The sequence below is a fragment of the Rahnella sp. 1L-D-7-B-C2 genome, from assembly GCF_057290995.1.
Window position 1 is genome coordinate 17,996 of record NZ_JBXAVQ010000004.1, and the last position, 26,803, is coordinate 44,798.

General features: G+C 52.2%; 22 protein-coding genes and 2 pseudogenes. 20 read left to right on the top strand and 4 right to left on the bottom strand.

Annotated features, from left to right (window positions below):
- Positions 1-644 precede the first annotated feature (644 nt).
- The 12 genes and pseudogenes from atpI to rluF all read left to right on the top strand — a co-directional run.
- Positions 645-1,043 carry a F0F1 ATP synthase subunit I gene (atpI, locus tag AC0Z7K_RS08565; protein ID WP_112165423.1) on the top strand — a complete coding sequence of 133 codons (399 nt, stop codon included), beginning with the start codon at positions 645-647 and terminating at the stop codon, positions 1,041-1,043.
- A gap of 22 nt (positions 1,044-1,065) precedes the next feature.
- Positions 1,066-1,848, top strand: a complete 783-nt coding sequence (gene atpB, locus AC0Z7K_RS08570; protein ID WP_413529925.1) for a F0F1 ATP synthase subunit A — start codon at positions 1,066-1,068, stop codon at positions 1,846-1,848.
- Positions 1,849-1,898: 50 nt separating this feature from the next.
- Positions 1,899-2,138, top strand: a complete 240-nt coding sequence (gene atpE / locus AC0Z7K_RS08575) for a F0F1 ATP synthase subunit C (protein WP_004093904.1) — start codon at positions 1,899-1,901, stop codon at positions 2,136-2,138.
- A 65-nt stretch (positions 2,139-2,203) separates the two neighbouring features.
- Positions 2,204-2,674, top strand: coding sequence for a F0F1 ATP synthase subunit B (gene atpF / locus AC0Z7K_RS08580; protein WP_056775959.1), 471 nt, complete (start codon positions 2,204-2,206; stop codon positions 2,672-2,674).
- A 14-nt stretch (positions 2,675-2,688) separates the two neighbouring features.
- Entirely contained in the window at positions 2,689-3,222 is a 534-nt protein-coding gene (gene atpH / locus AC0Z7K_RS08585) for a F0F1 ATP synthase subunit delta (protein WP_112165419.1), read from the top strand.
- A gap of 12 nt (positions 3,223-3,234) precedes the next feature.
- Positions 3,235-4,776, top strand: a complete 1,542-nt coding sequence (atpA, locus tag AC0Z7K_RS08590) for a F0F1 ATP synthase subunit alpha (RefSeq protein WP_056775956.1) — start codon at positions 3,235-3,237, stop codon at positions 4,774-4,776.
- Between the two features lie 71 nt (positions 4,777-4,847).
- Positions 4,848-5,711 (top strand): F0F1 ATP synthase subunit gamma, encoded by an 864-nt coding sequence (atpG, locus tag AC0Z7K_RS08595; protein WP_112165415.1) that lies wholly within the window; start codon positions 4,848-4,850, stop codon positions 5,709-5,711.
- Between the two features lie 32 nt (positions 5,712-5,743).
- Entirely contained in the window at positions 5,744-7,126 is a 1,383-nt protein-coding gene (gene atpD / locus AC0Z7K_RS08600) for a F0F1 ATP synthase subunit beta (RefSeq protein WP_056775954.1), read from the top strand.
- 33 nt (positions 7,127-7,159) lie between these two features.
- Positions 7,160-7,582 carry a F0F1 ATP synthase subunit epsilon gene (locus AC0Z7K_RS08605; protein ID WP_112165412.1) on the top strand — a complete coding sequence of 141 codons (423 nt, stop codon included), beginning with the start codon at positions 7,160-7,162 and terminating at the stop codon, positions 7,580-7,582.
- Between the two features lie 270 nt (positions 7,583-7,852).
- Positions 7,853-9,220, top strand: coding sequence for a bifunctional UDP-N-acetylglucosamine diphosphorylase/glucosamine-1-phosphate N-acetyltransferase GlmU (glmU, locus tag AC0Z7K_RS08610; RefSeq protein ID WP_485613960.1), 1,368 nt, complete (start codon positions 7,853-7,855; stop codon positions 9,218-9,220).
- Positions 9,221-9,353: 133 nt separating this feature from the next.
- Positions 9,354-11,183, top strand: coding sequence for a glutamine--fructose-6-phosphate transaminase (isomerizing) (glmS, locus tag AC0Z7K_RS08615; protein WP_485613962.1), 1,830 nt, complete (start codon positions 9,354-9,356; stop codon positions 11,181-11,183).
- Between the two features lie 100 nt (positions 11,184-11,283).
- Positions 11,284-12,012: pseudogene (rluF, locus tag AC0Z7K_RS08620) on the top strand (23S rRNA pseudouridine(2604) synthase RluF); the annotation flags it as partial.
- Positions 12,013-12,054: 42 nt separating this feature from the next.
- On the opposite strand, the gene AC0Z7K_RS08625 reads toward rluF, so the two are convergent.
- The 3 genes from AC0Z7K_RS08625 to AC0Z7K_RS08635 form a co-directional block, all read right to left on the bottom strand.
- Complete coding sequence (locus tag AC0Z7K_RS08625; protein WP_485613964.1) at positions 12,055-13,686, bottom strand: MFS transporter; 1,632 nt, start codon at positions 13,684-13,686, stop codon at positions 12,055-12,057.
- Positions 13,687-13,790: 104 nt separating this feature from the next.
- Positions 13,791-15,461 carry an MFS transporter gene (locus tag AC0Z7K_RS08630; protein ID WP_485613965.1) on the bottom strand — a complete coding sequence of 557 codons (1,671 nt, stop codon included), beginning with the start codon at positions 15,459-15,461 and terminating at the stop codon, positions 13,791-13,793.
- 120 nt (positions 15,462-15,581) lie between these two features.
- The gene (locus AC0Z7K_RS08635) at positions 15,582-17,231 is read right to left on the bottom strand and encodes an amidohydrolase (protein WP_485613967.1); all 1,650 of its coding nucleotides are present in this window, start codon (positions 17,229-17,231) and stop codon (positions 15,582-15,584) included.
- 96 nt (positions 17,232-17,327) lie between these two features.
- On the opposite strand from AC0Z7K_RS08635, the gene pdxR reads away from it, so the two are divergent.
- From pdxR to phoU, 6 genes are all read left to right on the top strand, one after another.
- Positions 17,328-18,842, top strand: a complete 1,515-nt coding sequence (gene pdxR, locus AC0Z7K_RS08640; protein ID WP_485613968.1) for a MocR-like pyridoxine biosynthesis transcription factor PdxR — start codon at positions 17,328-17,330, stop codon at positions 18,840-18,842.
- Positions 18,843-18,988: 146 nt separating this feature from the next.
- Entirely contained in the window at positions 18,989-20,029 is a 1,041-nt protein-coding gene (gene pstS / locus AC0Z7K_RS08645; protein WP_413529932.1) for a phosphate ABC transporter substrate-binding protein PstS, read from the top strand.
- Between the two features lie 94 nt (positions 20,030-20,123).
- Positions 20,124-21,080: a phosphate ABC transporter permease PstC gene (gene pstC / locus AC0Z7K_RS08650; protein ID WP_112165402.1), complete on the top strand. Its 957-nt coding sequence runs from the start codon at positions 20,124-20,126 to the stop codon at positions 21,078-21,080.
- A 1-nt stretch (position 21,081) separates the two neighbouring features.
- The gene (pstA, locus tag AC0Z7K_RS08655) at positions 21,082-21,969 is read left to right on the top strand and encodes a phosphate ABC transporter permease PstA (protein ID WP_112165400.1); all 888 of its coding nucleotides are present in this window, start codon (positions 21,082-21,084) and stop codon (positions 21,967-21,969) included.
- A gap of 87 nt (positions 21,970-22,056) precedes the next feature.
- On the top strand, positions 22,057-22,824 hold the full coding sequence (gene pstB, locus AC0Z7K_RS08660; protein WP_013577692.1) for a phosphate ABC transporter ATP-binding protein PstB: 768 nt from the start codon (positions 22,057-22,059) through the stop codon (positions 22,822-22,824).
- A gap of 10 nt (positions 22,825-22,834) precedes the next feature.
- Positions 22,835-23,566 (top strand): phosphate signaling complex protein PhoU, encoded by a 732-nt coding sequence (gene phoU / locus AC0Z7K_RS08665; protein ID WP_413529933.1) that lies wholly within the window; start codon positions 22,835-22,837, stop codon positions 23,564-23,566.
- Between the two features lie 66 nt (positions 23,567-23,632).
- Here the strand turns inward: phoU and AC0Z7K_RS08670 are convergent, their stop codons facing one another.
- Positions 23,633-24,325 (bottom strand): TetR/AcrR family transcriptional regulator, encoded by a 693-nt coding sequence (locus AC0Z7K_RS08670; RefSeq protein ID WP_413529934.1) that lies wholly within the window; start codon positions 24,323-24,325, stop codon positions 23,633-23,635.
- 143 nt (positions 24,326-24,468) lie between these two features.
- On the opposite strand from AC0Z7K_RS08670, the pseudogene AC0Z7K_RS08675 reads away from it, so the two are divergent.
- Both AC0Z7K_RS08675 and AC0Z7K_RS08680 read left to right on the top strand, forming a co-directional pair.
- A pseudogene (locus AC0Z7K_RS08675) lies at positions 24,469-25,257 on the top strand (sugar phosphate isomerase/epimerase family protein); the annotation flags it as partial.
- A 153-nt stretch (positions 25,258-25,410) separates the two neighbouring features.
- Positions 25,411-26,748 carry an NCS2 family permease gene (locus tag AC0Z7K_RS08680; RefSeq protein WP_413529935.1) on the top strand — a complete coding sequence of 446 codons (1,338 nt, stop codon included), beginning with the start codon at positions 25,411-25,413 and terminating at the stop codon, positions 26,746-26,748.
- The last annotated feature ends 55 nt before the right edge of the window (positions 26,749-26,803 follow it).

The following is a 26,803-nucleotide window of genomic DNA, read 5'->3' on the forward strand; positions in this document are numbered from 1 at the left end:
GAGAATTATCAAATAATCCTTAAAAAATATGTGTGTTAACAGAGTTAAAATGAGCAGGCTAATTAAATAACGGTGACTTTCGACCAAACACCTATTTTTTACACACTGTTAGCAATTAGGTGACGTTTATTTTTAATCCGCACCGAGATAGTCACTTGTGAAATTTAACCGGCACCAGGCCGATGAAATTCAACTTGTAATGAAAATGTTGATATTTGTTGGGTAGTTGTATCATCGGATGATGTCTATTTTTAAATAAGATGTTTTCTCAACCGCATTTTTCTTAACAAATTGATTTATATCGTTTTTAAAAGGCCGGTTTAGCTAAAGACATTCGAGCGGTGCAGGGTATATAAATAGGGTCGCGTTAATTATGTGATCCAGTGCACGCTTCTTTGTCGGGTGATGAAATAACCGCAGCAAAGTAAAAAGGGCAAATTCAGCTATAGTTTCGTAATCAAAATAGTGATGAAGAGGAAAATTTAAATAATTGTTCACCTTTTCGCTACTTATCCATTGAATTCGTTCCTGTGCACCGTATAATTTGCTCGGTTTTTGCTGCTTGACTCAAAACAGTAAAGGCAGTGATATACGGCATTCAGTATACCTCCAGCTAGGTACTCGATACGGAGAGAACAAACGTCATGTCTGTATCCGGTATTTTACACAGTACGCATAGTGTGAAGGTTGCCAGAAAGCTGTTACTACTGCAGTTATTGACCTTTGTTCTGCTCAGTGCAGTCTTTGGCTTTAAAAGCCTGGAATGGACCACTTCGGCTCTTATGGGTGGTTTGGCCGCCTGGCTGCCAAATGTACTGTTCATGCTGTTTGCATGGCGCCATCAGGCGCAAACAACGGTCTCTGGACGGGTTGCCTGGTCCTTTGCTATCGGAGAGGCGCTGAAGGTGCTGGTTACGATAATCTTAATGATTGTCGCACTTGGCCTGTTTAAGGCGGCGTTCGCTCCGTTGGGGTTGGCCTATTTATCGGTGTTGATGACTCAGATTTTGGCACCGGCCGTCATTAACAGTTACCGTACTTAACTACTAAAGGGTAAGAGGCATCATGTCTGCATCAGGAGAAATCTCTACTCCACAAGAGTATATCGGTCACCATCTGACTCAGCTTCAGATAGGGACGGGATTCTGGTCGATTAACATCGATTCGATGTTTTTCTCCGTGTTCCTCGGAGTACTCTTTCTGGTTATCTTCCATCGCGTCGCTAAAAACGCCACCAGTGGTGTTCCGGGAAAACTGCAAACGGCCATCGAGCTGGTTGTGGGCTTCGTCGATAGCAACGTGCGTGACATGTATCACGGCAAAAGCAAAGTCATAGCGCCTTTGGCTCTGACTGTCTTCGTCTGGGTGTTCATGATGAACATGATGGATTTGCTGCCAATCGATTTGCTGCCGACTATCGGTGAAAAATGGCTTGGTTTGCCTGCTCTGCGTGTTGTACCCACGGCTGACGTGAATATCACGTTGTCCATGGCGCTCGGCGTATTCATTCTGATTCTTTTCTATAGCATTAAGATGAAAGGCATTGGCGGTTTCGTTAAAGAACTGACAATGCAGCCATTCAATCATCCGGTTTTCATTCCGATTAACCTGATTCTTGAGGGTGTCAGCCTGCTGTCTAAACCAGTTTCACTGGGTCTGCGACTGTTTGGCAATATGTATGCGGGTGAGTTGATCTTCATCCTTATTGCTGGCCTGCTGCCGTGGTGGTCACAGTGGATCCTGAGTGTGCCTTGGGCCATTTTCCACATCCTGATCATTACGCTGCAAGCTTTTATCTTCATGGTTCTGACGATTGTCTATCTCTCGATGGCATCTGAAAAACACTGATTTTTCTTTCAACACTACTGCGTTTTAACTGAAACAAACTGGAGACTGTCATGGAAAACCTGAGTATGGATCTGCTGTACATGGCTGCCGCTGTGATGATGGGCCTGGCGGCAATCGGTGCTGCAATCGGTATCGGCATCTTGGGTGGTAAATTTTTGGAAGGTGCTGCACGTCAGCCTGACCTGATCCCTCTGTTGCGTACACAGTTCTTTATCGTTATGGGTCTGGTCGATGCAATCCCAATGATTGCTGTTGGTCTGGGTCTGTACGTGATGTTTGCTGTCGCTTAACTCTGAGCTTGCTCACGGTTAAACGAACTACATCAAATATTTCACTTTGAAAGAGGCATTGTGCTGTGAATCTTAACGCAACAATCCTCGGCCAGGCTATCGCGTTTGTCCTGTTTGTCCTGTTCTGCATGAAGTACGTATGGCCGCCGATTATGGCAGCCATCGAAAAACGTCAGAAAGAGATTTCTGAAGGTTTGTCTTCCGCAGAACGTGCCAAAAAAGAATTGGACTTAGCGCAAGCCGATGCGACCGACCAACTGAAGAAAGCCAAAGCTGAAGCTCAGGTAATCATCGACCAGGCGAACAAGCGTAAAGCACAGATCGTCGACGAAGCGAAGACCGAAGCCGAGCAGGAACGTAACAAGATCGTAGCGCAAGCTAAGGCAGAGATTGACGCCGAACGCCAACGTGCACGTGAAGAGTTGCGTAAACAGGTCGGGATTTTGGCCATTGCTGGCGCCGAGAAGATCATCGAACGTTCCGTGGATGAAGCTGCTAACAGCGACATCGTTGATAAACTGGTCGCTGAACTGTAAGGAGGGAGGGGCTGATGTCTGAATTTGTAACTGTAGCTCGCCCCTACGCCAAAGCAGCTTTTGACTTTGCCGTTGAGCACCAAAGCTTAGATCGCTGGCAGTCTATGTTAGCGTTCACGGCTGAAGTCACGCGCAATGAAATGATTGAAGAACTGCTTTCCGGTGCAACAGCACCAGAAACGCTGTCTAAGACATTTATTGCCGTATGTGGTGAACAACTCGACGACGCAGGCCAGAACCTGATTAGGGTTATGGCTGAAAATGGACGTTTACGCGTTCTTCCGGAAGTGTTGCAGCAGTTCATCGAACTGCGCGCCTCACTGGAGGCTAGTGCTGAGGTTGAAGTCACTTCAGCAAGTCCACTGACGGAAGAACAGCAGGCAAAAATTGCTGCTGCTATGGAAAAACGTTTGTCTCGCAAAGTTAAGCTGAATTGCAAAATTGACAAGTCTGTTCTTGCCGGTGTCATTATCCGTGCAGGTGATATGGTGATTGATGGCAGCGTTCGCAGTCGTCTTGAACGCCTGGCAGACGTCTTGCAGTCTTAAGGGGACTGGAGCATGCAACTGAATTCCACCGAAATCAGCGAACTGATAAAGCAGCGCATTGCTCAGTTCAATGTAGTGAGCGAAGCTCACAATGAAGGTACTATCGTTTCCGTCAGTGACGGGATCATCCGCGTGCACGGCTTAGCCGATGTCATGCAAGGGGAAATGATTGCGTTGCCGGGTAACCGTTACGCTATCGCCCTGAACCTGGAGCGCGACTCCGTAGGTGCTGTTGTTATGGGCCCTTACGCTGACCTCGCCGAAGGGATGAAAGTAAAATGTACTGGCCGTATCCTGGAAGTTCCAGTTGGCCGTGGCCTGTTAGGTCGCGTTGTTAACACACTGGGTGCGCCAATCGACGGTAAAGGTCCGGTAGAGCATGACGGCTTCTCAGCTGTCGAAGCAATCGCACCTGGCGTTATCGAACGTCAATCCGTAGACCAGCCTGTGCAGACAGGTTACAAATCCGTTGATGCCATGATCCCAATCGGTCGTGGTCAGCGTGAACTGGTCATCGGTGACCGTCAAACCGGTAAAACTGCTCTGGCGATCGATGCGATCATCAACCAGCGCGATTCCGGCATCAAATGTATCTATGTGGCTATCGGTCAGAAAGCGTCCACCATTTCTAACGTGGTTCGTAAACTGGAAGAGCACGGCGCACTGGAAAACACCATCGTTGTTGTTGCGACTGCATCAGAATCTGCTGCACTGCAATACCTGGCACCGTACTCCGGCTGCGCAATGGGTGAATACTTCCGTGACCGCGGTGAAGACGCACTGATCGTTTATGATGACCTGTCTAAACAGGCTGTTGCTTACCGTCAGATTTCCCTGCTGCTTCGTCGTCCACCAGGTCGTGAAGCTTACCCAGGTGACGTTTTCTATCTCCACTCCCGTCTGCTGGAACGTGCTGCGCGTGTAAACGCTGAATACGTTGAAGCATTCACTAAGGGTGAAGTGAAAGGCAAAACCGGTTCCCTGACTGCGCTTCCGATCATCGAAACGCAAGCGGGCGACGTTTCCGCGTTCGTTCCAACCAACGTAATCTCGATTACTGATGGTCAGATCTTCCTGGAATCCAACCTGTTTAACGCCGGTATTCGTCCTGCGGTTAACCCGGGTATCTCGGTATCCCGTGTTGGTGGTGCTGCTCAGACCAAGATCATGAAAAAACTGTCCGGTGGTATTCGTACCGCGCTGGCACAGTATCGTGAACTGGCTGCGTTCTCCCAGTTCGCTTCCGATCTGGATGAGGCAACCCGTAAACAGCTGAACCACGGTCAGAAAGTGACTGAGCTGCTGAAACAGAAACAATACGCTCCGATGTCAATCGTGGCGCAGTCTCTGATCATCTTCGCAGCAGAACGTGGTTATCTGGAAGACGTTGAGTTGTCCAAAGTCGGTAGCTTCGAAGCGGCACTGTTGGCGTTTGCCGACCGTGAGCACGGCGAGCTTCTGCAGCAAATCAACCAAACTGGTGCGTATAACGATGAGATCGAGGGTAAATTCAAAAATATCCTCGATACCTTCAAAGCAACCCAGTCCTGGTAACACTAAGCGGCCTTGCTGTCCTGCTTTTGGCAGATAAGCAGCGGGCCGTTTGGTAATGAGGAGAAGCAGAGATGGCCGGCGGAAAAGAGATACGTAGTAAGATCAGCAGCGTGCAAAACACGCAAAAGATCACTAAAGCGATGGAAATGGTCGCCGCCTCCAAAATGCGTAAAACGCAGGAACGTATGGCGGCCAGCCGTCCTTATGCAGAAACCATTCGTGAAGTGATTGGTCACCTTGCGTTAGGTAATCTGGAATATAAGCACCCTTACCTGGATGAGCGTGACATTAAGCGCGTCGGGTATCTGGTGGTGTCTACCGACCGTGGTCTTTGTGGTGGTCTGAACATTAACCTGTTCAAAAGACTGCTGGCAGAGATGAAAGGCTGGTCCGAAAAGGGTGTTGAAGTTGATCTCGCACTGATCGGTTCCAAAGCAGCCTCTTTCTTCGGCTCCGTGGGTGGCAACGTTGTTGCTCAGGTCACTGGCATGGGGGATAACCCTTCCCTGTCAGAACTGATCGGACCGGTGAAAGTGATGTTGCAGGCTTTCGACGAAGGTCGTTTAGACAAGTTATGCGTTGTTAGCAATAAATTCGTCAATACCATGTCTCAGGAACCACGCATCGTGCAGCTGTTGCCTCTGCCACCAGCAGAAGACGGCGCACTGGCGAAGAAATCCTGGGATTACCTGTATGAGCCGGACCCTAAAGCGCTGTTGGATACCCTCCTGCGTCGCTATGTGGAATCTCAGGTTTATCAGGGCGTCGTAGAAAACCTGGCCAGCGAACAGGCCGCGCGAATGGTAGCGATGAAAGCCGCAACCGATAACGGCGGCAGCCTGATCAAAGAGCTGCAGTTGGTATACAACAAAGCTCGTCAGGCCAGCATCACTCAGGAACTCACCGAGATCGTCGGGGGAGCCTCCGCGGTTTAAGCTAGGTTTACGAATTACGTAGAGGATTCAAGATGGCTACTGGAAAGATTATCCAGGTAATCGGCGCCGTGGTGGACGTCGAGTTCCCTCAGGATGCAGTACCGAACGTGTACAATGCTCTTGAGGTAGAAAACGGTACCTCCAAACTGGTGCTGGAAGTACAGCAACAGTTAGGTGGCGGCGTTGTTCGTTGTATCGCAATGGGTACATCAGATGGCCTGCGTCGCAATCTGAAAGTGAACAACCTGGAACACCCAATTGAAGTTCCGGTGGGTGTAGCGACTCTGGGTCGCATCATGAACGTATTGGGTGAACCAATCGACATGAAAGGTGAAATCGGCGAAGAAGAACGCCGTTCAATTCACCGTCCTGCTCCTTCTTACGAAGAGCTGGCGAACTCCCAGGAATTGCTGGAAACCGGTATCAAAGTTATGGACCTGATGTGCCCGTTCGCTAAGGGCGGTAAAGTCGGTCTGTTCGGTGGTGCGGGTGTAGGTAAAACTGTAAACATGATGGAGCTGATCCGTAACATCGCGATCGAGCACTCCGGTTATTCTGTGTTTGCAGGCGTGGGTGAACGTACTCGTGAGGGTAACGACTTCTACCACGAAATGACCGACTCCAACGTTATCGACAAAGTTTCCCTGGTTTATGGCCAGATGAATGAGCCACCAGGCAACCGTCTGCGTGTAGCACTGACCGGCCTGACCATGGCGGAGAAATTCCGTGATGAGGGTCGTGACGTCCTGCTGTTCATCGATAACATTTACCGTTATACCCTGGCCGGTACTGAAGTGTCTGCACTTCTGGGCCGTATGCCTTCTGCGGTAGGTTATCAGCCAACACTGGCGGAAGAGATGGGCGTTCTGCAAGAACGTATCACCTCGACCAAAAGTGGCTCTATCACCTCCGTACAGGCCGTTTACGTCCCTGCGGATGACTTGACTGACCCATCTCCAGCCACCACCTTCGCTCACTTAGATGCGACCGTGGTACTGAGCCGTCAGATCGCGTCACTGGGTATTTACCCGGCGGTAGACCCACTGGATTCCACCAGTCGTCAGCTAGATCCACTGGTTGTTGGTCAGGAACACTATGATGTGGCTCGTGGCGTGCAGTCTATTCTGCAACGTTATCAGGAACTGAAAGACATCATCGCGATCCTGGGTATGGACGAGTTGTCAGAAGATGACAAACTGGTTGTATCCCGTGCGCGTAAGATTCAGCGTTTCCTGTCCCAGCCATTCTTCGTGGCCGAAGTCTTCACCGGTTCTCCGGGCAAGTTCGTTTCGCTGAAAGATACCATCCGTGGTTTCAAAGGCATTATGGACGGCGACTACGATCACCTGCCGGAACAAGCGTTCTACATGGTTGGCACCATTGAAGAAGCAGTGGAAAAAGCCAAGAAACTGTAACGCTAGTTTGTTGTGGTATTGAGAGAGGATGACATGGCTGAAAAAGCTTACCATCTGGATGTAGTCAGTGCGGAAAAGAGAATGTTTTCCGGCATGGTACAGAAGATCCAGGTGACGGGTAGCGAAGGCGAACTGGGTATTTTCCCGGGGCATGCTCCGCTGCTCACCGCCATCAAGCCTGGCATGGTGCGCATTGTTAAAGAACACGGGGAAGAAGAGTATATCTATCTTTCCGGCGGCATCCTTGAGGTGCAGCCGAATGCAACTACCGTGTTGGCTGATACTGCAATCCGTGGGCAAGACCTCGACGAAGCGCGCGCGCTTGAAGCTAAGCGCAAGGCGGAAGAACATATTAATAGTTCTCACGGCGACGTTGACTACGCTCAGGCGTCAGCAGAACTGGCTAAGGCGATCGCGAAACTTCGCGTTATCGAACTGACCAGGAAAGCGATGTAACGATATCAGTGTAAAAGGCGACCTTCGGGTCGCTTTTTTTTTACCTTTAAATAAGACACTTTTCAGCGTTTATCCGAAGGCGTGAATTCACGTTAATGGAATACTTGCGGAATAAGTGGACGTTTTACCCTCAGATTTTTTGCTGTAGTCTATACCGTGCTCAACCCTTACAGGCTGCGGCCTGCAGGTGGTTTTTGAAGCGAAATATGTAGTAATCCGTGCACTGAACGGGTTACTTTTGTCACTCAAATTGGATTTGTCAGGTTACCTATGTCGAACAGCACACTGAGTGTGGTGATCCTTGCCGCGGGCAAGGGAACACGCATGTACTCCAACCTTCCTAAAGTTCTTCATTCCTTGGCGGGTAAGCCAATGGTGCAACACGTGATTGATGCCGCCACGCAGGTGGGGGCGAAGAACGTGCATCTGGTCTATGGCCATGGTGGAGACTTGCTGAAGAAAAATCTGGCGGGCAGTGAACTGAACTGGGTATTACAGGCAGAGCAACTGGGTACCGGCCATGCTATGCAGCAGGCTGCGCCTTTCTTTGCAGATGATGAAGATGTGCTGATGCTGTACGGCGATGTTCCGCTGATTTCCGTCGGTACCCTGGAAAAACTGCTGAAAGCTAAACCGGAAGGCGGTATTGGTTTATTGACCGTCGTGCTTGATGACCCAACCGGCTATGGTCGCATCGTGCGTGAAAACGGCACGGTCACTGGCATTATCGAACAAAAAGATGCCAGCAAAGAACAGCTTGAAATTCAGGAAATTAACACCGGGATTCTGGTTGCCAACGGGGCATCTTTCAAACGCTGGCTCAGCAAACTGAACAACAACAATGCGCAGGGTGAATACTACATCACCGATATTATTGCGATGGCACATGCCGAAGGGCACCAGATCGCCACCGTTCATCCGGCGCGTAACAGTGAAGTGGATGGTGTGAACAACCGCCTGCAACTTTCCCGCCTTGAGCGCGTGTATCAGAGTGAACAGGCTGAACGCTTGCTGTTGGAAGGTGTGATGTTGATGGATCCTGCGCGCTTTGATCTCCGTGGTGAACTCTCCCATGGCATTGACGTGCTGATCGACACCAACGTGATTATCGAAGGCCACGTCAAACTGGGCGATCGCGTGAAAATCGGTGCGGGCTGTGTGCTGAAAAACTGTGTGATTGGCGATGATTGTGAAATCAGCCCTTACAGCGTTTTCGAAGATGCGGTGCTGGAAAGCGGTTGCACCGTCGGCCCCTTCGCCCGTTTGCGCCCTGGCGCTGAATTGGCCGAGGGCGCACACGTGGGCAACTTCGTTGAAATCAAAAAATCTCGTCTGGGCAAAGGCTCTAAAGCGGGTCACCTTTCCTATCTTGGCGATGCCGAGATAGGTGACAACGTCAATATCGGCGCGGGCACCATCACCTGTAACTATGACGGTGTGAACAAAAGCAAAACGATTATCGGCAATGACGTGTTTGTCGGCTCCGATACTCAGCTGATTGCGCCTGTTACCGTCGGCAATAACGTGACCATCGCGGCGGGCACCACCGTGACGCGCGATGTTCCTGATAACGGTTTACTGTTAAGCCGGGTGCCTCAGGTGCATAAACCTGACTGGCAAAAACCGGTGAAGAAATAATAAGCATTACATAATAATCCCCAACTTCTACAAGGCTCGGGGAACCGTAAGTACACCGGAAAACGGGGCTCGCGGATAAATCAGGTCAGGCATCAAAAAAGGTCCCGAAAGACCTTCAATAGGAATAAAACTGATGTGTGGAATTGTAGGCGCAGTAGCGCAACGCGATATTGCTGAAATTCTGTTAGAAGGTTTACGCCGTCTCGAATACCGCGGTTATGACTCAGCCGGTCTGGCTGTGATTGATGCGCAAGGGAAAATGGGCCGTTTGCGTCGTCTGGGCAAAGTCCAGATGCTGGCTGACGCGCTGGATCAACATCCACTGCACGGCGGCACCGGTATTGCGCACACCCGCTGGGCAACCCACGGCGAACCTTCAGAAGCGAACGCCCACCCGCATGTGTCCGATTACATCGCGGTGGTGCATAACGGCATTATCGAAAACCACGAACCTTTGCGTGAATTACTGATCGAACGCGGCTACCGTTTTGATTCTGAAACGGATACCGAAGTGATCGCGCATCTGGTGCATTGGGAACAACTTCAGGGCGGCACGCTGCTGGAAGTGGTTCAGCGTGTTATCCCGCAACTGCGTGGCGCATACGGTACTGTCGTGATGGACAGCCGTGATCCGTCCGTTCTGGTCGCTGCCCGTTCCGGCAGCCCGCTGGTGATCGGTCGTGGTGTAGGTGAAAACTTCATTGCTTCCGATCAGCTGGCATTGCTGCCGGTCACCCGCCGCTTCCTGTTCCTTGAAGAAGGCGATGTCGCGGAAGTGAAACGCCGCTCGGTCAGCGTGTATGACAAAAACGGTCATGCGGTTGAGCGGGAAGAAATCGAATCTAAAGTGCAGTACGACGCGGGTGATAAAGGCGTTTACCGCCACTACATGCAGAAAGAAATCTACGAACAGCCTCTGGCGATCAAAAACACTCTGGAAGGCCGTTTCAGCCACGGTGAAGTGAATCTGAGCGAACTGGGCGAAAAGGCTGACGACATTCTGTCTCGCGTTCAGCATATCCAGATCATTGCCTGCGGGACGTCGTATAACTCTGGTATGGTCGCGCGTTACTGGTTTGAATCATTGGCCGGTATGCCTTGTGATGTTGAGATCGCGTCTGAATTCCGCTATCGCAAATCTGCCGTGCGTCCGGGCAGCCTGATCATCACGTTGTCTCAGTCCGGCGAAACTGCCGATACGCTGGCTGCACTGCGCCTGTCCAAAGAGCTGGGATATCTCGGTTCTCTGGCCGTGTGTAACGTTGCCGGTTCGTCTCTGGTGCGTGAATCCGATCTGGCGCTGATGACCAAAGCGGGCACCGAAATCGGCGTGGCCTCCACCAAAGCCTTTACCACTCAGCTGACCGTTCTGCTGATGCTGGTGGCGCGCATGGGCCGTCTGAAAGGTATGGCGCCGCAGGTTGAGCACGACATCGTTCATGCGCTTCAGGCACTGCCTGCGCGTATCGAGCAGATGCTGTCGCTGGATAAAACCATCGAGTCTCTGGCAGAAGGTTTCTCTGACAAGCATCACGCCCTGTTCCTCGGTCGCGGCGATCAATATCCGATCGCGATGGAAGGAGCACTGAAGCTGAAAGAGATCTCCTATATTCATGCCGAAGCTTACGCGGCGGGTGAGCTGAAACACGGCCCGCTGGCGCTGATCGACGCGGATATGCCGGTGATCGTGATTGCACCTAATAACGAACTGCTGGAAAAGCTGAAGTCGAATATCGAAGAAGTGCGCGCCCGTGGCGGCCTGCTGTACGTCTTCGCCGATCAGAATGCCGGTTTCACTGACAGCGAAGGTATGAAGATCATCCAACTGCCACACGTTGAAGAAATCGTCGCACCGATTTTCTACACCGTTCCGCTCCAGCTGCTGTCCTACTATGTTGCGCTGATCAAAGGCACCGACGTAGACCAGCCGCGTAACCTGGCGAAGTCCGTGACGGTAGAATAAGTCATTAGGATTTCTGCTTCCGAGCGCCCCACGTGGGCGCTTTTTTTATTTCTGCAACGCAACAAGGTATAGTCCGCCTTTTACAGAGGTTCTCTGCGCAATGCCGATCTCTTCTTCCATTCGGATTAACAAATACATCAGCGACAGCGGCATATGTTCGCGGCGTGATGCTGACCGTTATGTCGAAAACGGGCGGGTATTGATTAACGATACGTTGGCCGGATTTGGCGCACAGGTCTTTGACGGCGATGTCGTGAAGGTCGATGGCCAGCCTATAGAGCAACGAGATGAAACCGATCTGGTGCTGCTCGCGTTGAATAAACCCGTGGGTATCATTACGTCGATGGATGAAAATCTGCCGGATAACATCGGTACGCTCATCCATCACAGTAAGCGTATCTTTCCGATCGGGCGATTGGATAAAGATTCGCAAGGGCTGATTTTACTGACCAATCACGGCTGTCTGGTGAACAAAATTCTGCGCGCCGGTAACAATCACGAAAAAGAATATGTGGTGACCGTCAATAAGCCAGTGACCGACGCATTTATTCTGGGCCTCAGTTCCGGCGTCCCGATGTTGGGCACGGTGACCAAAGCCTGCAAAGTGATGAAAGAGTCGGAATATGTCTTTCGTATCACGCTGATGCAGGGACTTAACCGTCAGATCCGCCGTATGTCGAAGCATTTTGGTTTTGAAGTGACACGGCTTGAACGTGTGCGGATCATGAATATTCATCTGGATAAGCTGCCGTTGGGGGAATCGCGTGAACTGACCAGTGATGAACGGACCGCATTATTTAGACAGCTTGAAGGCTCCGTGTCTGAAGAGTGACGGGTTAAAGAGTGCTTTAATTCCTCGCCGGCTCAGTAGTTAATTTTTTCGTGCTTTTCCAACGTTCAAATCAGAGCCTTCCAGCGTCACCGGAATTTTTCCTGTTCCCATCAGGAACAGCAGTGTCATTATCGTCATCGAAAACAGCCCTGCGCGGGTAACTCTCGCACGTGAACGCTGATAAATCGGCGTCAGTGCTACAAGGTCCTGCGGATTAGCCCCCTCTTTTACAATCATCAACTCAAACCCTGCATCGCTAAGATAAGGAATAACCGTCAGGTTTTTTACCGTCTGAAAGGTTTGCAGACTCATTGTTGAAACTTCGGCTGTAAATTTCTTCATGCTAAATGTCATAGCGGTCAGCATCACCATACTGACTAATGCCACGCCCAATGCCTGCCCGATATCTCTGGCTGCCGCCTGAATCCCTCCGGACTGCTGAGCGTCACGCTCCGGCAGCGCGCTTGTGATAAGAAAGGGGGCGTTTGCTGCTACGGTGCCCATGCTGGCTCCGATCAGACAGAGTCCCGACGTCACTATTGTCGTGTTAAAACTCAGTCCGTGAATGCCCAAAGCAGTGATCGCCGATCCAGCCATTCCCAGCAGTAATCCAGCCCGGCACTGACGGCGTGGATTACGCTGTCGGAAAATCAGCGGTAAGCCCATCGACGAACCGGCCAGGCAGACGGCAAATGGAATGATCATCAGGCCGGTATGTACGGCGTCCAGCCCTGCCACCACCTGCACAAAACTGACGACGACGAAAATCCCCGAACTGTACGCGAAGAAAATATACATGGTCAGATAAAGCCCGGCGCGAACCTGTGCCGTGCGTAAAAATGACTGTGGGATCATGGCACTGCCAGTGACTGTTTCGCGGAATTTTTCCCAACGCAGCACGACGACCAGAATAAGCAGGCCGCTTGCGACCAGCATCAAAGCCGGACTGAGGCCGAAAAAAGTGAAAGGAGGATTGAACGGAGTGATGAGACCCCAGGTTGATATTTGCAAAATTCCAAACACGACTAAAAACAGGCCGAGTGTTGAGAGGATAAAACCTGCAAAATCAAAGTTAACGCGTTTTTCGGGTTTTGCCGGGGAGGGAACCCTGCTTGAGCAAACCAGTATCACAATCGCCAGCCCGGCCAGAACGCCAAAAGCCCAGCGCCAGCCCAGCGTATCGAGCAGCAAACCGCACAACACCGGGCCCATCGCAAAAGAAAAACCGCTGGCAGCCCCAAGCGCACCAAAGGCAATTGCTTGCTCCCGCCCCTGAAAACTGCCAGTAATAATCCCAAACACCGCCGGGATCATCAGACTTCCGCCTATGCCTGCCAGTATCCTTGCCGCCCAGATGAAAACCGTTATTGAAGGCGAGAAAACCGCGATGATCTCAGCTAAAAAATAGAGAATGCAGCCGGTGCGGAAGGTTTTACGCCAGCCAATAATCAATCCCAACATGCCACCGGCAATCATAAATGTGCCCGCAACCAGCGGATACATGGTGTTTGCGGTGCTGATTTGTGACATTGAGGCACCGAGATCGCGGATAAGTGCGCTGGTGGCAATGCTTAGGGTAACGTTATCTGCCGACGCCAGAAACTGAGCCAGGCACAGAACCAGAAGGGGCAAGCCAATGGCCTGTCGGTTAAGGCGTATTTTCTCAGCCATAGTATTTTCCTAATGATTTCAGCTACGCAAAAGCGCGCAACCTGCAAACAGGGTGCGCGCTAAAAATATCGGATAATAATTAGGCTATTACCCGAGCTATAACATTAGTTTTTCTTTTTACGATCCTCTGCGAGGTTATCTGACGCTGCAACTTTGGTTTTAGTTGGCAGATTACGCGTACCGAACAGGAAGAGGACTGTCATTAGCGCGGTGGCAATCATCCCGGCACGAGTCGCGTTTAATCTGGACGTCTGATAAACCTGCGTCAAAGCAGGAACGTCTTTTTGTACAATGCCATGGTCAAGCATCAGGGCAGAGAAGCCCGCGTCACTCAGGTAAGGGATCACGGTCATTTCAGATACTTTGGTCTGAGTGTCCGGGCTTAAAGCCGGATCGCTACGCGCTGCCCCCTGCACACCCATGGTCACTGCTGTCAGCATCACCATGCCGCATACTGCAACACCAATCGCCTGGCCGACATTACGGGATGTTGCCTGTACGCCGCCTGACTGCTGTGCATCCCTTGATGGCAATCCACTGGTTACAATATAGCTGGAATAGGCCGAGACGATTCCCATACTCACGCCAATCAAACACATACCTATCGGTACAATCATAGAGAAGCTGGAAGGGCCGAAGCCGAAAATGCACAGCACCGAGCCGAGAGTACCTATCAACAATGCTGACTGACACATACGTTTCGGATTGGCATTTTTCCACACCACCGGTAGCCCCAGCGAGAAGATAACCACGCCTAAAGCGAACGGTAATATCATCAGGCCTGTTTGGATACCGTTCAGTCCCGCCACAACCTGCACAAAACTGACGGTCACAAAAATACCTGAGCCATAGGCCAGGAAGATAAAGGCGGTCAGATATAAACCGTTGCGAACTTGTGGTGTCGATAAGAAGGACATCGGGATCAGTGCGCTACCAACAGAAGCCTCACGATGACGTTCCCATTTCAGCATCAAAGCCAGCACGACTAAACCAAACAGCACCAGGAATGGCGCAGGGCTTAACCCAAAGAGAGTGAACGGCGCAGCAAACGGCGTGAACAAACCCCAGCTGGAAACTTTCAGGAAGCCAAGAATGACGCTGAACAGACCGATGACAGTCAACACGACGCCCGGTAAGTCGAATCGTACTTTGCGTTCTGGTTTTGCCGGCGTTGGGATGATGAAAGAACCGACGAAAATTACTACGCACAGGCAGGCGATTGCTGCGAAAGCGTAACGCCAGCCAAACTGATCTACCAGCGTGCCGCAGATAAGAGGGCCAGCTGCAAAAGAGACACCGCTGGCCGCGCCGATGGCGCCGAAAGCGACGGCCTGATCACGGCCTTTAAAGTTACTGGCGATGAGCCCCAGAACCGATGGGATCATAAAGCTGCCGCCGATACCGGAAAGCAGACGGGCACCGTAGGTGAAAATTTGCATATTCGGTGAGAAGAAGGCAGTCAGTTCGGCGCAAAACAGCAGTGCACAGCCGATACGGAAAGTTTTTTTCCAGCCGATAATCAGCCCGACCATTCCGGCCGCGACCATCAGTGAGCCTGCCGCCAGAGAGTACATGGCGTTAGCAATGCTGATTAAATCCATGGAAGCATGGAGATCTTTAACCAGCGCACCGGTGGCGATACTCAGTGTGGCGTTATCACCTGAAGTGGACAGCTGGGCCAGGCAAAGCACCAGTAAGGGAAGCCATTTGGCCCATCCTGACACCGAAGCGGTGGAGGAAGGTACAGCCAGTGGCTCGGTGGCATGTGTCGCCATAAAAAATACCTCATCAAATTTTGTTAAAAATGGGCAGCAGGAAGCCGTCCGGCTGTTTCCAGGCGGATAGGCATCCTGTCTAAAAAGGGGTTCCCTGACCGGTCAGGTCAGGGGAACAGACTATCGGGAAATTGGCTGTACTTTGCCGCCAAGCACCGTGCCCCAGACCTGAATGTCTTTCAGATGCATCGGTTCAACGGTCAGAGGGTTCTCTTCCAGAATGGTGAAGTCAGCCAGTTTGCCGCACTCAATGCTGCCAATCAGATGATCGACCTTCATGGTGTACGCGGCGCCGACGGTCATGGCATGCAGAGCATCCTCAACGCTGATTTTTTCGCGCTCGCCCAATACCCGCCCTGAGGCGGTCACACGGTTCACGGCGCACCAGCCGGTAAACAGCGGGTTAATTGGTGTGATGCCGCAGTCGCTGTGGAAAGCAAACGGAACTCCGTGGCGAACCGCGCTGCCACAGGCATTCATCCGATTAGCACGTTCCGGCCCCATGGTTTTACTGTAATGTTGATCACCCCAGTAGTAGATGTGGTTACTGAAGAAGTTAACGCACATGCCGAGGCTTTTAATGCGTTTGAACTGATCTTCACGCAGCATCTGAGCATGCTGCATGGTGGCGCGATGATTCGCTGCCGGAATGCGGTTCAGGGTTTTCTCGACGGCCTGGATAAAAGCTTCCGAGGCTTCGTCACCGTTGCAATGGCAGTGGATCTGATAACCGCGTTTCATGATTTCGTACACCTGATTTTCAACTTCGGCAGGGGTAGCATTCCAGGCGCCATTCTTCTGGGTTTTGAAATAACCCGGAGCTAACATTCTGCCTGAACCGCCCTGAATCGAACCATCGAGGAAAATCTTCATCGGGCCGAAAATCATTTTGTCATGACCGTGCTTCATCACATCGACCGCGAACTCTACGGCTTCAATAAAAGGTTTTTTCACAAACGGAGGGCCGTAAGCCACCAGCAGGCGGATGGGGAAGTCTTCAGCGCGGGTCATACGGATATAGTTGGCGGCCAGCTCAGGGTTATCGAAATCCGTTAAGCCCATGTCGGCGGCTGAAGTACAGCCTGCGCGGAAAGCTTCCTGACCAAAATTATGGATAGCTCGCTCGGTGGTCAGTGCGTCCCAAAAACCGTACTTTTGCAGCACCGGACCCATGGCAGCAAACTCAACCAGCTCACCGTGCAGCGAACCATCTTCGTTTTTAACGATGCCTTCGATCTCGCTGTCAGCAAAAATGCCGCAATCAGCCAGTGCTGCTGTGTTAGCGCCCATCAAGTGGATGCTCATGTGGATCACGGCCACCGGGCGGGTGGTCGACACGCGATCCAGATGCTGGCGGCCCAGTTTTTCGCTGCCGAAGTAGATAGGGTCGACGCCCCAGGCAATCAGTGGCGCGTTTGGATCAGTCATGGTTCTTTCGACTTTTTGCAGCGCTTCAACTACTTCATCAAAGGAGCGGCAGCCTTTCCAGATTTTACCCGTGTAGTCAGGGCGATCATAAAAACCGACATAAGGGAATTGCCACATACCGCCACCGGTGGCGTGTGAATGGGCTTCAATCAGGCCTGGAATAATAACTTTGTCGGCAAAGGTGTTATCAACAACACATTCGCCCCATTCTTTTAGCTCATCCAGTGAACCAACACCCAGGATCCGTCCGTCTTTGACTGCCACATGACTTGCTTCCGGTTGAGAAGGACACATGGTGATGATTTTTTTGGCCGAGTAAATCACAGTAGTTGGAGCAGACATAAATAATCCTCGCAGAGATGGAGTCCCTTTGGTTGCGCAAAAAAAAGCATATCCATAGGGTTTAACATTATGGAGCTATGCTATTCCTGGTATTGGATGTATAAAAGAGCCAAAACACCCCTATATAAAGGTGCCAATTTGCCCGCTTCCTTACCTTTTGAAATTACCGGACTGACCCTAAAGCCTGGACGAAAGCTATCCATACAGCTTTATGACGCATTGCGTGAATTGATTATAGGGAACCCGAGAAGCAGCGGGGTGAAACTTCCTGCCAGCCGCGAGCTGGCGGAAATGCTCGATATCTCCCGTAACACGGTGGTTAACGTCTATGAACGCCTGTTCGCTGAAGGTTTTATCGAAACGCGGGTGGGTGATGGTACCTACGTCGCGCAGCTACACTCGCCGCCGAAAACCTTGCACCCCGGCGATAACTCCATGGCTGAGCCGCAACTGCACATTGGTTACCGCCTGCCCATGGCGTCGTTGTTCAACCAACACCGTATCCACGAAGGAGTGCCCAAAGCATTCCGTATTGGTATGCCGGCAATAGATCTTTTTCCTTTTGATATCTGGAGCCGGTTGCAAACCCGCTTCTGGCGCAGTGAACCGATGTCCCATATGGGTTATGGGCATCCTGCGGGGGAGCCGCAGTTGCGGGAGCTGATTGCGCAATATTTGCGCCATTCCCGTGGTTTAAAGTGTGATCCTTCACAAATCGTCATAACGCTGGGCGCGCAACAGGCGATTATGATCTGCTCAGCATTATTGTTACGCCCCGAAGATGAAGTCGTCATTGAAAACCCCTGCTACTGGGCTGCCGCAGGGGCATTCTCCTGCCTGGGTGTCAAAATGCATGGGATAGGAGTCGATGAGGAGGGACTACAGACCGGGCATTTACAACAGATCCCCAAAGCGCGTATGGCCTATGTCAGCCCGTCCTGTCAGTATCCGACGGGAGCGACGCTCTCTATGGCGCGCCGGATGGAGATTCTGCAATGGGCAGAACAGAACAAAGCCTGGATTATTGAAGATGATTACGATGGAGAATACCGTTACAGCGGTACGCCACTCACTCCTTTGGCGGCTATCGATCAGAGCAACCGGGTGCTGTATATCGGTTCTTTCTCTAAGGTAATGTATCCGGGATTGCGTTTAGGTTATCTGGTGGCACCGAAGCAGCTGGTGGAGCAATTTTTGCTGGTGCGCACAATGGCCAGTCGTCAGCCACCGATGAATGACCAGATGGCAATGGCACTTTTCCTTAGCGAAGGGCATTTCCAGCAGCACAGCCGCCGAATGCGGCGCGCAGCGCTGGCCCGGCGCAATGCCTTGCTCGACGCCTGGAACCAGCATCTCGGCCACATTGGTCACATGCCGCAGGTCTCCTCCGGTCTGCATGTCACCATTCGTTTAGCGAACCTTGAAACAGAACAGCGTTTAATTGCACAGGCACTCTCTGTGGGTATTGAAATCACACCACTCAGCGCTTCGTGGCTGCCTGACAGCTCAGAGGAACAAACGGGACGCTATGGGCTGGTGCTGGGTTTTGCTTGTGTAAAAGTCCCCGATATTGTTCTGGCCGTCGAAGCCTTAAAGCGCGCATGGCAATAGCGTTTGCCTAAATGGCGACCTCTGTCATAAAACTGTCATATTACGTACATTTTACTGTCACCAAACTGTCCTATTTTCCTCCTGTGCCAAACACTTTAATTAACGTCGACATAAGTCGGGAAGTTTAAAACCACCAGGAGTGGAACATGAAATTGATGCGTAACACCGTCGCCGGTCTTGTAGCAGCGACTTTTTCCCTCACAGCAATGTCTGCTTTCGCTGCCTCTAACCTGACTGGCGCTGGCGGTACCTTCCCTGCACCTGTTTACGCTAAGTGGGCGGATGCTTATCAGAAAGAAACTGGCAATCAGGTTAACTATCAGGGTATCGGTTCTTCCGGCGGCGTGAAACAAATCATCGCCAAAACCGTTGATTTCGGCGCGTCCGACGCCCCGATGAAAGAAGAAGATCTGAACAAAAACGGCCTGTTCCAGTTCCCTACCGTGATCGGTGGCGTGGTACTGGCTGTGAACATCCCTGGCATCAAATCCGGTCAGCTGACGCTGGACGGCGCAACGCTGGGTGATATCTACCTCGGTAAAATCAAAAAGTGGAACGACGCGGCGATCACCAAGCTGAACCCGGGCGTGAAACTGCCAGACACCAACATCGCGGTTGTTCGCCGTGCTGACGGTTCCGGTACCTCTTTCGTGTTCACCAGCTATCTGGCGAAAGTGAACAACGAGTGGAAAGAGAAAATCGGTTCCGGCTCTACCGTTAACTGGCCTACCGGTCTGGGCGGTAAAGGTAACGACGGCGTGGCCGCATTCGTACAGCGTCTGCCAGGCTCAATCGGCTACGTAGAATACGCTTACGCAAAACAAAATAATCTGGCTTACACCAAACTGGTGGATGCCGACGGCAAAGCTATCACCCCGACTGAAGAATCCTTCAGCGCAGCGGCTAAAGGCGCTGACTGGAAGAGAACCTTCGCTCAGGATCTGACCAATCAGAAAGGTGATAACGCGTGGCCAATCAGCTCCACCACCTTCATCCTGATTTATAAAGACCAGCAAGATGCAACGAAAGGCGCTGAAGTACTGAAGTTCTTCGACTGGGCTTACAAAAACGGTAACAAGCTGACGACCGATCTGGATTACGCCGCACTGCCTGATTCTGTGGTTGAACAGATCCGCGCAGCATGGAAAACCAATATTAAAGATTCCAGCGGCAAAGCACTGTACTAGGATCTGACCTTCCGTCTGATATAGAGTACAAGTCTTCTGCTTCATTCCCTCTCCGGCCGGGGAGGGAATTAAATCTGAATTAAAAGAGAGTGGTATGGCTGAATACAAGCCGGCTATTAAGGCACCAAGCAAAAACGGTGACATCATCTTTGGCGCGCTGGTTAAACTGGCAGCGCTGATCGTGTTATTAATGCTGGGCGGTATTATCGTCTCGCTGTTTATTGCTTCTTTACCGAGCATTGAAAAGTTCGGTTTATCCTTCCTCTGGAATAAAACCTGGGACGCCCCGAACGAGCAGTTCGGCGCACTGGTGCCGATTTACGGTACCGTCGTAACCTCGATTATCGCCTTGCTGATTGCTGTACCGGTCAGCTTTGGTATCGCGTTATTCCTCACCGAACTGGCACCGAACTGGCTGAAACGTCCGCTGGGCATCGCCATTGAGCTGCTGGCGGCTATTCCCAGCATTGTTTACGGCATGTGGGGTTTATTCGTTTTTGCACCGCTGTTTGCCCAATACTTCCAGACGCCGGTCGGTGACGTACTGTCCGGCATCCCGATTGTTGGCGCCCTGTTCGCCGGCCCCGGATTTGGTATCGGTATTCTGGCTGCGGGTGTGATCCTCGCCATCATGATCATCCCTTACATCGCCTCGGTAATGCGCGACGTGTTCGAGCAAACGCCGGTGATGATGAAAGAGTCCGCTTATGGCATCGGTTGTACGACGTGGGAAGTGATCTGGCGCATCGTGTTGCCGTTCACTAAAAACGGCGTGATTGGCGGTGTGATGTTAGGGCTGGGACGCGCGTTGGGTGAAACCATGGCCGTGACCTTTATTATCGGCAACACCTACCAGCTCGACAGCGTCTCGCTGTACATGCCGGGCAACAGTATTACCTCAGCGCTGGCTAACGAATTCGCCGAAGCTGAAGCCGGTCTGCACACCGCCGCGCTGATGGAACTGGGCCTGATTCTGTTCGTGATTACTTTTATCGTTCTGGCGCTGTCGAAAGTGATGATCCTGCGTCTGGCTAAGAAAGAGGGCCGTTAAGATGACGACACTCGAAATGCAAAGCACCCCTGAACTGCTGGAGTCGCGCCGTAAACGTCAGGCATGGCGTCGCCAGAAAAATCGTCTGGCGCTGCTGGTTTCAATGATGACCATGGCGTTCGGTTTGTTCTGGCTGGTGTGGATCCTGTTTACCACCGTGGTGAAAGGCGTCGACGGAATGTCACTGGCGCTGTTCACCGAGAATACTCCGCCACCGAATACGGCGGGCGGCGGTCTGGCGAACGCCATCGCGGGCAGCGGATTACTGATTTTGTGGGCGACCGTGATCGGTACGCCACTGGGCGTGATGGCGGGGATTTATCTGGCTGAATATGGCCGCAAATCCTGGCTGGCGGAGTTCATTCGTTTCATCAATGACATTCTGCTTTCCGCGCCTTCTATCGTCGTCGGCCTGTTTGTGTACACCATTATGGTAGCAAAAATGGGGCACTTCTCCGGCTGGGCGGGCGTCCTGGCGCTGGCGCTGCTGCAGATCCCTATCGTTATCCGTACCACTGAAAACATGCTCAAACTGGTGCCGGACAGCCTGCGCGAAGCGGCTTACGCACTGGGTACGCCAAAGTGGAAGATGATCTCTGCCATCACGCTGAAAGCGTCGGTGTCCGGCATCATCACCGGTATCCTGCTGGCAATTGCCCGTATCGCCGGTGAAACCGCGCCGCTGCTGTTCACGTCACTCTCCAACCAGTTCTGGAGCACCGACATGATGCAGCCGATTGCCAACCTGCCGGTGACTATCTTCAAGTTTGCGATGAGCCCGTTTGGCGAGTGGCAACAACTGGCGTGGGCGGGCGTGCTGCTGATTACTCTGTGCGTGCTGCTGCTGAACATTCTGGCGCGTGTGATTTTCGCGCAGAAGAAACAATAATTCATGATTGACGGTAGCCGATAACGGCTGCCGTCACTGTTTTCCCGGCGTCGCGATGCGGCGCACGAATAAGAGAGATGTCTGAGAATGACTGACGCATCCAACAGCAAGATTCAGGTACGCGATCTGAACTTTTATTACGGCAAATTCCACGCGCTGAAAAATATCTCCCTGGATATTGCCAAGAACGAAGTGACCGCCTTTATCGGTCCGTCCGGCTGTGGGAAATCCACGCTGCTGCGCACGTTTAACAAAATGTATCAGCTGTATCCTGAGCAACATGCAGAAGGCGAAATCCTGCTCGATGGCGAAAATATTCTGGTCGATAAACAAGATATCGCCCTGCTGCGCGCCAAAGTCGGCATGGTGTTCCAGAAGCCAACGCCATTCCCGATGTCGATTTACGACAACATCGCGTTTGGTGTGCGTCTGTTTGAGAAGCTTTCCCGTACCGATATGGACGAACGCGTGCAGTGGGCGCTGACCAAAGCGGCGCTGTGGAATGAGTCCAAAGACAAACTGCATCAGAGCGGCTACAGCCTCTCCGGCGGCCAGCAACAGCGTCTGTGTATCGCGCGCGGTATCGCGATCCGCCCTGACGTGCTGCTGCTCGACGAACCTTGCTCGGCGCTGGACCCGATTTCCACCGGCCGTATTGAAGAGCTGATCACTGAACTGAAATCCGATTACACGGTAGTGATTGTGACGCACAACATGCAGCAGGCTGCGCGTTGTTCAGACCGCACTGCGTTTATGTATCTGGGCGAACTGATCGAATACAGCGACACCGATTCGCTGTTCACTTCGCCAGCGCGTAAACAGACTGAAGATTACATTACTGGCCGCTACGGTTGAGGTAAGAAAAATGGATAACCTGAACTTAAACAAACATATTTCCGGCCAGTTCAACGCAGAGCTTGAGCACATCCGCACCCAGGTGCTGGCGATGGGCGGTCTGGTTGAACAGCAACTGACGGATGCTATTACCGCGATGCACAATCAGGACGCGGAGCTGGCGCAGCAGGTCATCAAAGGCGATGACAAAGTGAACATGATGGAAGTGGCGATCGACGAAGCCTGCGTGCGCATTATTGCCAAGCGCCAGCCGACTGCCAGCGACCTGCGTTTAGTCATGGCTATTATCAAAACCATTTCCGAGCTGGAACGTATCGGCGACGTGGCGGATAAAATCTGCCGTACCGCGCTGGAGAAATTCTCGCATCTGCATCAGCCATTGCTGGTCAGCCTGGAATCACTGGGCCGCCACACCGTGCAGATGCTGCATGACGTACTGGATGCGTTCGCGCGCATGGATCTGGACGAAGCGGTACGTATTTACCGCGAAGACAAGAAAGTGGATCAGGAATATGAAGGCATCGTGCGCCAGCTGATGACCTACATGATGGAAGATCCGCGCACCATTCCAAGCGTCCTGACCGCGCTGTTCTGTGCCCGTTCTATCGAACGTATTGGCGACCGTTGTCAGAACATTTGTGAGTTCATCTTCTACTTTGTGAAAGGTCAGGATTTCCGTCACGTTGGCGGCGATGCATTAGATAAGCTGCTGACAGACAGCAAAGAAGCTAAAAAAGACTGATCGGTCAGCGAAATCCTGAAAACAAAAAAGGCCTCACACGAGGCCTTTTTGCTGTCCGATCAGCGGTTACTTCATCACATATCGCAGCGCCACCATCACCGCCAGCTGGCGATAATGCGCGACCTGCAGATCCACTTCGTCAGGATTTTCAAACAATGCGCCGAAAGTGTACTGGTTAGCCACCTGATGCACACACAGGCTGCTGATTAGCCGGTGAACGTCACGCGCCTGCGCGTCGTCCTTAAACAGATGGCTCTGTTTGCCACGCTCGAGAATATCTTCCAGCACCGTTAAGGCCGATTTGTTGATCTCACGGATGCTGGTGGACTGGCGGATGAAGCGCCCGCGCAGCATGTTTTCGGTCGAAACAATACGGATAAATTCCGGATGCGAGACGTGGAAATCAAAACTGGCTTCTACCAGCTTGACGATCGCTTCGGCGGGCGGAAACGCCGATAAATCCAGGTCCAGCTCGTGCTGGCGGATCCCACGATAAACGTGTTCCAGCACCAGTAAATACAGCGCTTCCTTGGTCTTATAGTGGTAAACCACCATGCGTTTTGTGGTGTTGGCGTTGGAGGCGATATTTTCCATCCGCGCGCCCATCAGGCCAGACTCGGCGAATTCGGCCAGCGCGCTGTCAAAAATACGCTGTTTCAGGCCTATCGGATCATTTTTACGTCCCGGCGCCGGGGAACTTTGGCTGCTCAGCGTCTTACCCTCATCATTAACCACATTCACGCCCCAGAGATTAACCATTGATTCGCTCAGTTACAATCCGCCGGGCGACAATCCGTGCATTCACACCCGCCCGTGGCACTTGACGAACCGGGGATCAGGGTCCACTACTGTAAGAACCGAAACCTGAAAAAAAGGATGCTATTTTGCCAGTAACTTCACGATTGCGCTCCATTGCGACGGTTTCTGTGCCCGGAACCTTGCCTGAAAAACTTAAGGCCATCGCCGCGGCGGGATTTGATGGCGTGGAAATCTTCGAAGATGACTTGTTGAAAAATCCGGTTAAACCGGTCGCTATCCGTAATCTGGCCGACTCCCTGGGATTGCAGATTTTCCTGCAGCAGCCTTTTCGCGATTTCGAAGGTGTTGCGCCGGAAAAACGCCCGGAGAAGCTCGCCAGCGCGCGACGTCAGTTTGATCTGATGAGCGAACTGGGTTGCGATCACCTGCTGGTATGCAGCAATACCGATGCCGACAGCTCAGCCGAACGTGACGTTCAGATTGCCGATCTCGCTGCGCTGGCAGAAATGGCGCAGCCGTACGACATTCGCATCGGTTATGAAGCGCTGGCGTGGGGGAAACACGTTAACCGCTATCTGCAGGCATGGGATCGCGTACGCGAAGTGAATCATCCGGCTCTGGGCATTGTGCTCGACAGTTTTCATGTTCTTGCTGTCGGTGACAATCTCGACCGGCTGGACGAAGTGCCGCTGGATAAAATCAGCTTCCTGCAACTGGCCGACGCGCCCTATAAAGACATGAACGTCCAGCAATGGAGCCGCAGTTACCGTTGTTATCCCGGACAGGGTGATTTACCGCTGGTGGATTTTGTCAGTACGCTGAATCAAAAAGGCTTCAGCGGCCCATGGTCGCTGGAAATCTTCAATGATAAAACCCTGCCGCTGGCCGATGGCTTGCGCTCGCTGGTAGAGCTGGAAAAACGGATGCTGGCGCATGACCTCGCGGTGCTTAAAGACTGATTTATCGCCAACGTGGACTGACCGCTACTGCGGTCAGTCTTCCTGCCCCCATCCAGTGCTGGCGCTTTCCGGCTAAAATCCTTAGGATACCCCCCGATTGTTTTTCCCCCATTTTGGAACTCACACATGAGCACACCACACAGCAACGCGACCGGTGGAAAAGGGCTGGCTGAGCGTTTGTTTAAACTGACGCAGCACGGCACCACGGTTCGCACTGAAACTATCGCGGGTTTAACCACCTTTCTGACTATGGTCTACATCGTTTTCGTGAACCCGCAAATCCTGGGCGTGGCGGGCATGGATAAGCAGGCCGTCTTTGTGACCACCTGCCTGATCGCCGCGTTCGGCAGCATCCTGATGGGTGTGATTGCTAACCTGCCGGTAGCGCTGGCACCGGCGATGGGGCTAAACGCGTTCTTTGCATTTGTCGTCGTGGGCGCGATGGGCGTGTCGTGGCAAGTCGGGATGGGGGCGATTTTCTGGGGCGCTGTCGGTTTGCTGCTGCTGACCATCTTCCGCATCCGCTACTGGATGATAGCCAATATTCCCATCAGCCTGCGCGTGGGGATCACCGCCGGTATCGGGCTGTTCATCGGCATGATGGGGCTGAAAAACGCCGGGATCATCGTGCCGAACCCGGACACTATCGTGACCATCGGCAATCTGACCTCGCACAACGTACTGCTTGGCGTGTTGGGCTTCTTCATTATTGCCGTGCTGGCGTCGCGTAATTTCCACGCCTCGGTGCTGGTGTCTATCGTCGTTACGACGCTGATTGGTCTGGCGATTGGCGATGTGCATTACACAGGTTTCTGGTCGATGCCGCCGAGCATCACCACCGTAGTTGGTCAGGTGGATCTGAAAGGCGCACTAAACATTGGTCTGGCAGGCGTGATTTTCTCCTTTATGCTGGTTAACCTGTTTGACTCCTCCGGTACGCTGATTGGCGTGACCGACAAAGCCGGGCTGGCCGATGCGCAGGGTAAATTCCCGCAGATGAAGCAGGCGCTGTATGTCGACAGTGTGGCCTCTGTGGCGGGCGCATTCATCGGGACATCATCAGTGGGTGCTTACATCGAAAGCACCTCAGGCGTCTCTGTGGGTGGCCGTACCGGCCTGACGGCTGTGGTCACCGGTTTGCTGTTCCTGCTGGTTATCTTTATTTCACCGCTGGCAGGCATGGTTCCGGAATACGCCGCTGCGGGCGCGCTGATTTATGTCGGCGTTCTGATGACCTCAAGTCTGGCGCGCGTATCGTGGGATGACCTGACCGAAGCCGTTCCGGCGTTTGTGACAGCCGTAATGATGCCGTTCAGTTTCTCCATTACCGAAGGTATTGCGCTGGGCTTTATCTCTTACGTCGTGATGAAACTGGGCACCGGCCGCTGGAGAGAAATCAGCCCGTGCGTGGTGGTCGTGGCGTTGCTGTTCGTGCTGAAAATCGCGTTTGTTGACGGGCATTAATTCGTAAGAACACCGTCTTCGACATTAAGAAGCCCGCTCACTTTTAAACAGTGAG

Coding starts and splice junctions, on each gene's coding strand:
- atpI (WP_112165423.1), top strand. CDS start 645: ATGTCTGTATCCGGTATTTTACACAGTACGCATAGTGTGAAGGTTGCC.
- atpB (WP_413529925.1), top strand. CDS start 1,066: ATGTCTGCATCAGGAGAAATCTCTACTCCACAAGAGTATATCGGTCAC.
- atpE (WP_004093904.1), top strand. CDS start 1,899: ATGGAAAACCTGAGTATGGATCTGCTGTACATGGCTGCCGCTGTGATG.
- atpH (WP_112165419.1), top strand. CDS start 2,689: ATGTCTGAATTTGTAACTGTAGCTCGCCCCTACGCCAAAGCAGCTTTT.
- atpA (WP_056775956.1), top strand. CDS start 3,235: ATGCAACTGAATTCCACCGAAATCAGCGAACTGATAAAGCAGCGCATT.
- atpG (WP_112165415.1), top strand. CDS start 4,848: ATGGCCGGCGGAAAAGAGATACGTAGTAAGATCAGCAGCGTGCAAAAC.
- atpD (WP_056775954.1), top strand. CDS start 5,744: ATGGCTACTGGAAAGATTATCCAGGTAATCGGCGCCGTGGTGGACGTC.
- AC0Z7K_RS08605 (WP_112165412.1), top strand. CDS start 7,160: ATGGCTGAAAAAGCTTACCATCTGGATGTAGTCAGTGCGGAAAAGAGA.
- glmU (WP_485613960.1), top strand. CDS start 7,853: ATGTCGAACAGCACACTGAGTGTGGTGATCCTTGCCGCGGGCAAGGGA.
- glmS (WP_485613962.1), top strand. CDS start 9,354: ATGTGTGGAATTGTAGGCGCAGTAGCGCAACGCGATATTGCTGAAATT.
- AC0Z7K_RS08625 (WP_485613964.1), bottom strand. CDS start 13,686: ATGGCTGAGAAAATACGCCTTAACCGACAGGCCATTGGCTTGCCCCTT.
- AC0Z7K_RS08630 (WP_485613965.1), bottom strand. CDS start 15,461: ATGGCGACACATGCCACCGAGCCACTGGCTGTACCTTCCTCCACCGCT.
- AC0Z7K_RS08635 (WP_485613967.1), bottom strand. CDS start 17,231: ATGTCTGCTCCAACTACTGTGATTTACTCGGCCAAAAAAATCATCACC.
- pdxR (WP_485613968.1), top strand. CDS start 17,328: ATGTATAAAAGAGCCAAAACACCCCTATATAAAGGTGCCAATTTGCCC.
- pstS (WP_413529932.1), top strand. CDS start 18,989: ATGAAATTGATGCGTAACACCGTCGCCGGTCTTGTAGCAGCGACTTTT.
- pstC (WP_112165402.1), top strand. CDS start 20,124: ATGGCTGAATACAAGCCGGCTATTAAGGCACCAAGCAAAAACGGTGAC.
- pstA (WP_112165400.1), top strand. CDS start 21,082: ATGACGACACTCGAAATGCAAAGCACCCCTGAACTGCTGGAGTCGCGC.
- pstB (WP_013577692.1), top strand. CDS start 22,057: ATGACTGACGCATCCAACAGCAAGATTCAGGTACGCGATCTGAACTTT.
- phoU (WP_413529933.1), top strand. CDS start 22,835: ATGGATAACCTGAACTTAAACAAACATATTTCCGGCCAGTTCAACGCA.
- AC0Z7K_RS08670 (WP_413529934.1), bottom strand. CDS start 24,325: ATGGTTAATCTCTGGGGCGTGAATGTGGTTAATGATGAGGGTAAGACG.
- AC0Z7K_RS08680 (WP_413529935.1), top strand. CDS start 25,411: ATGAGCACACCACACAGCAACGCGACCGGTGGAAAAGGGCTGGCTGAG.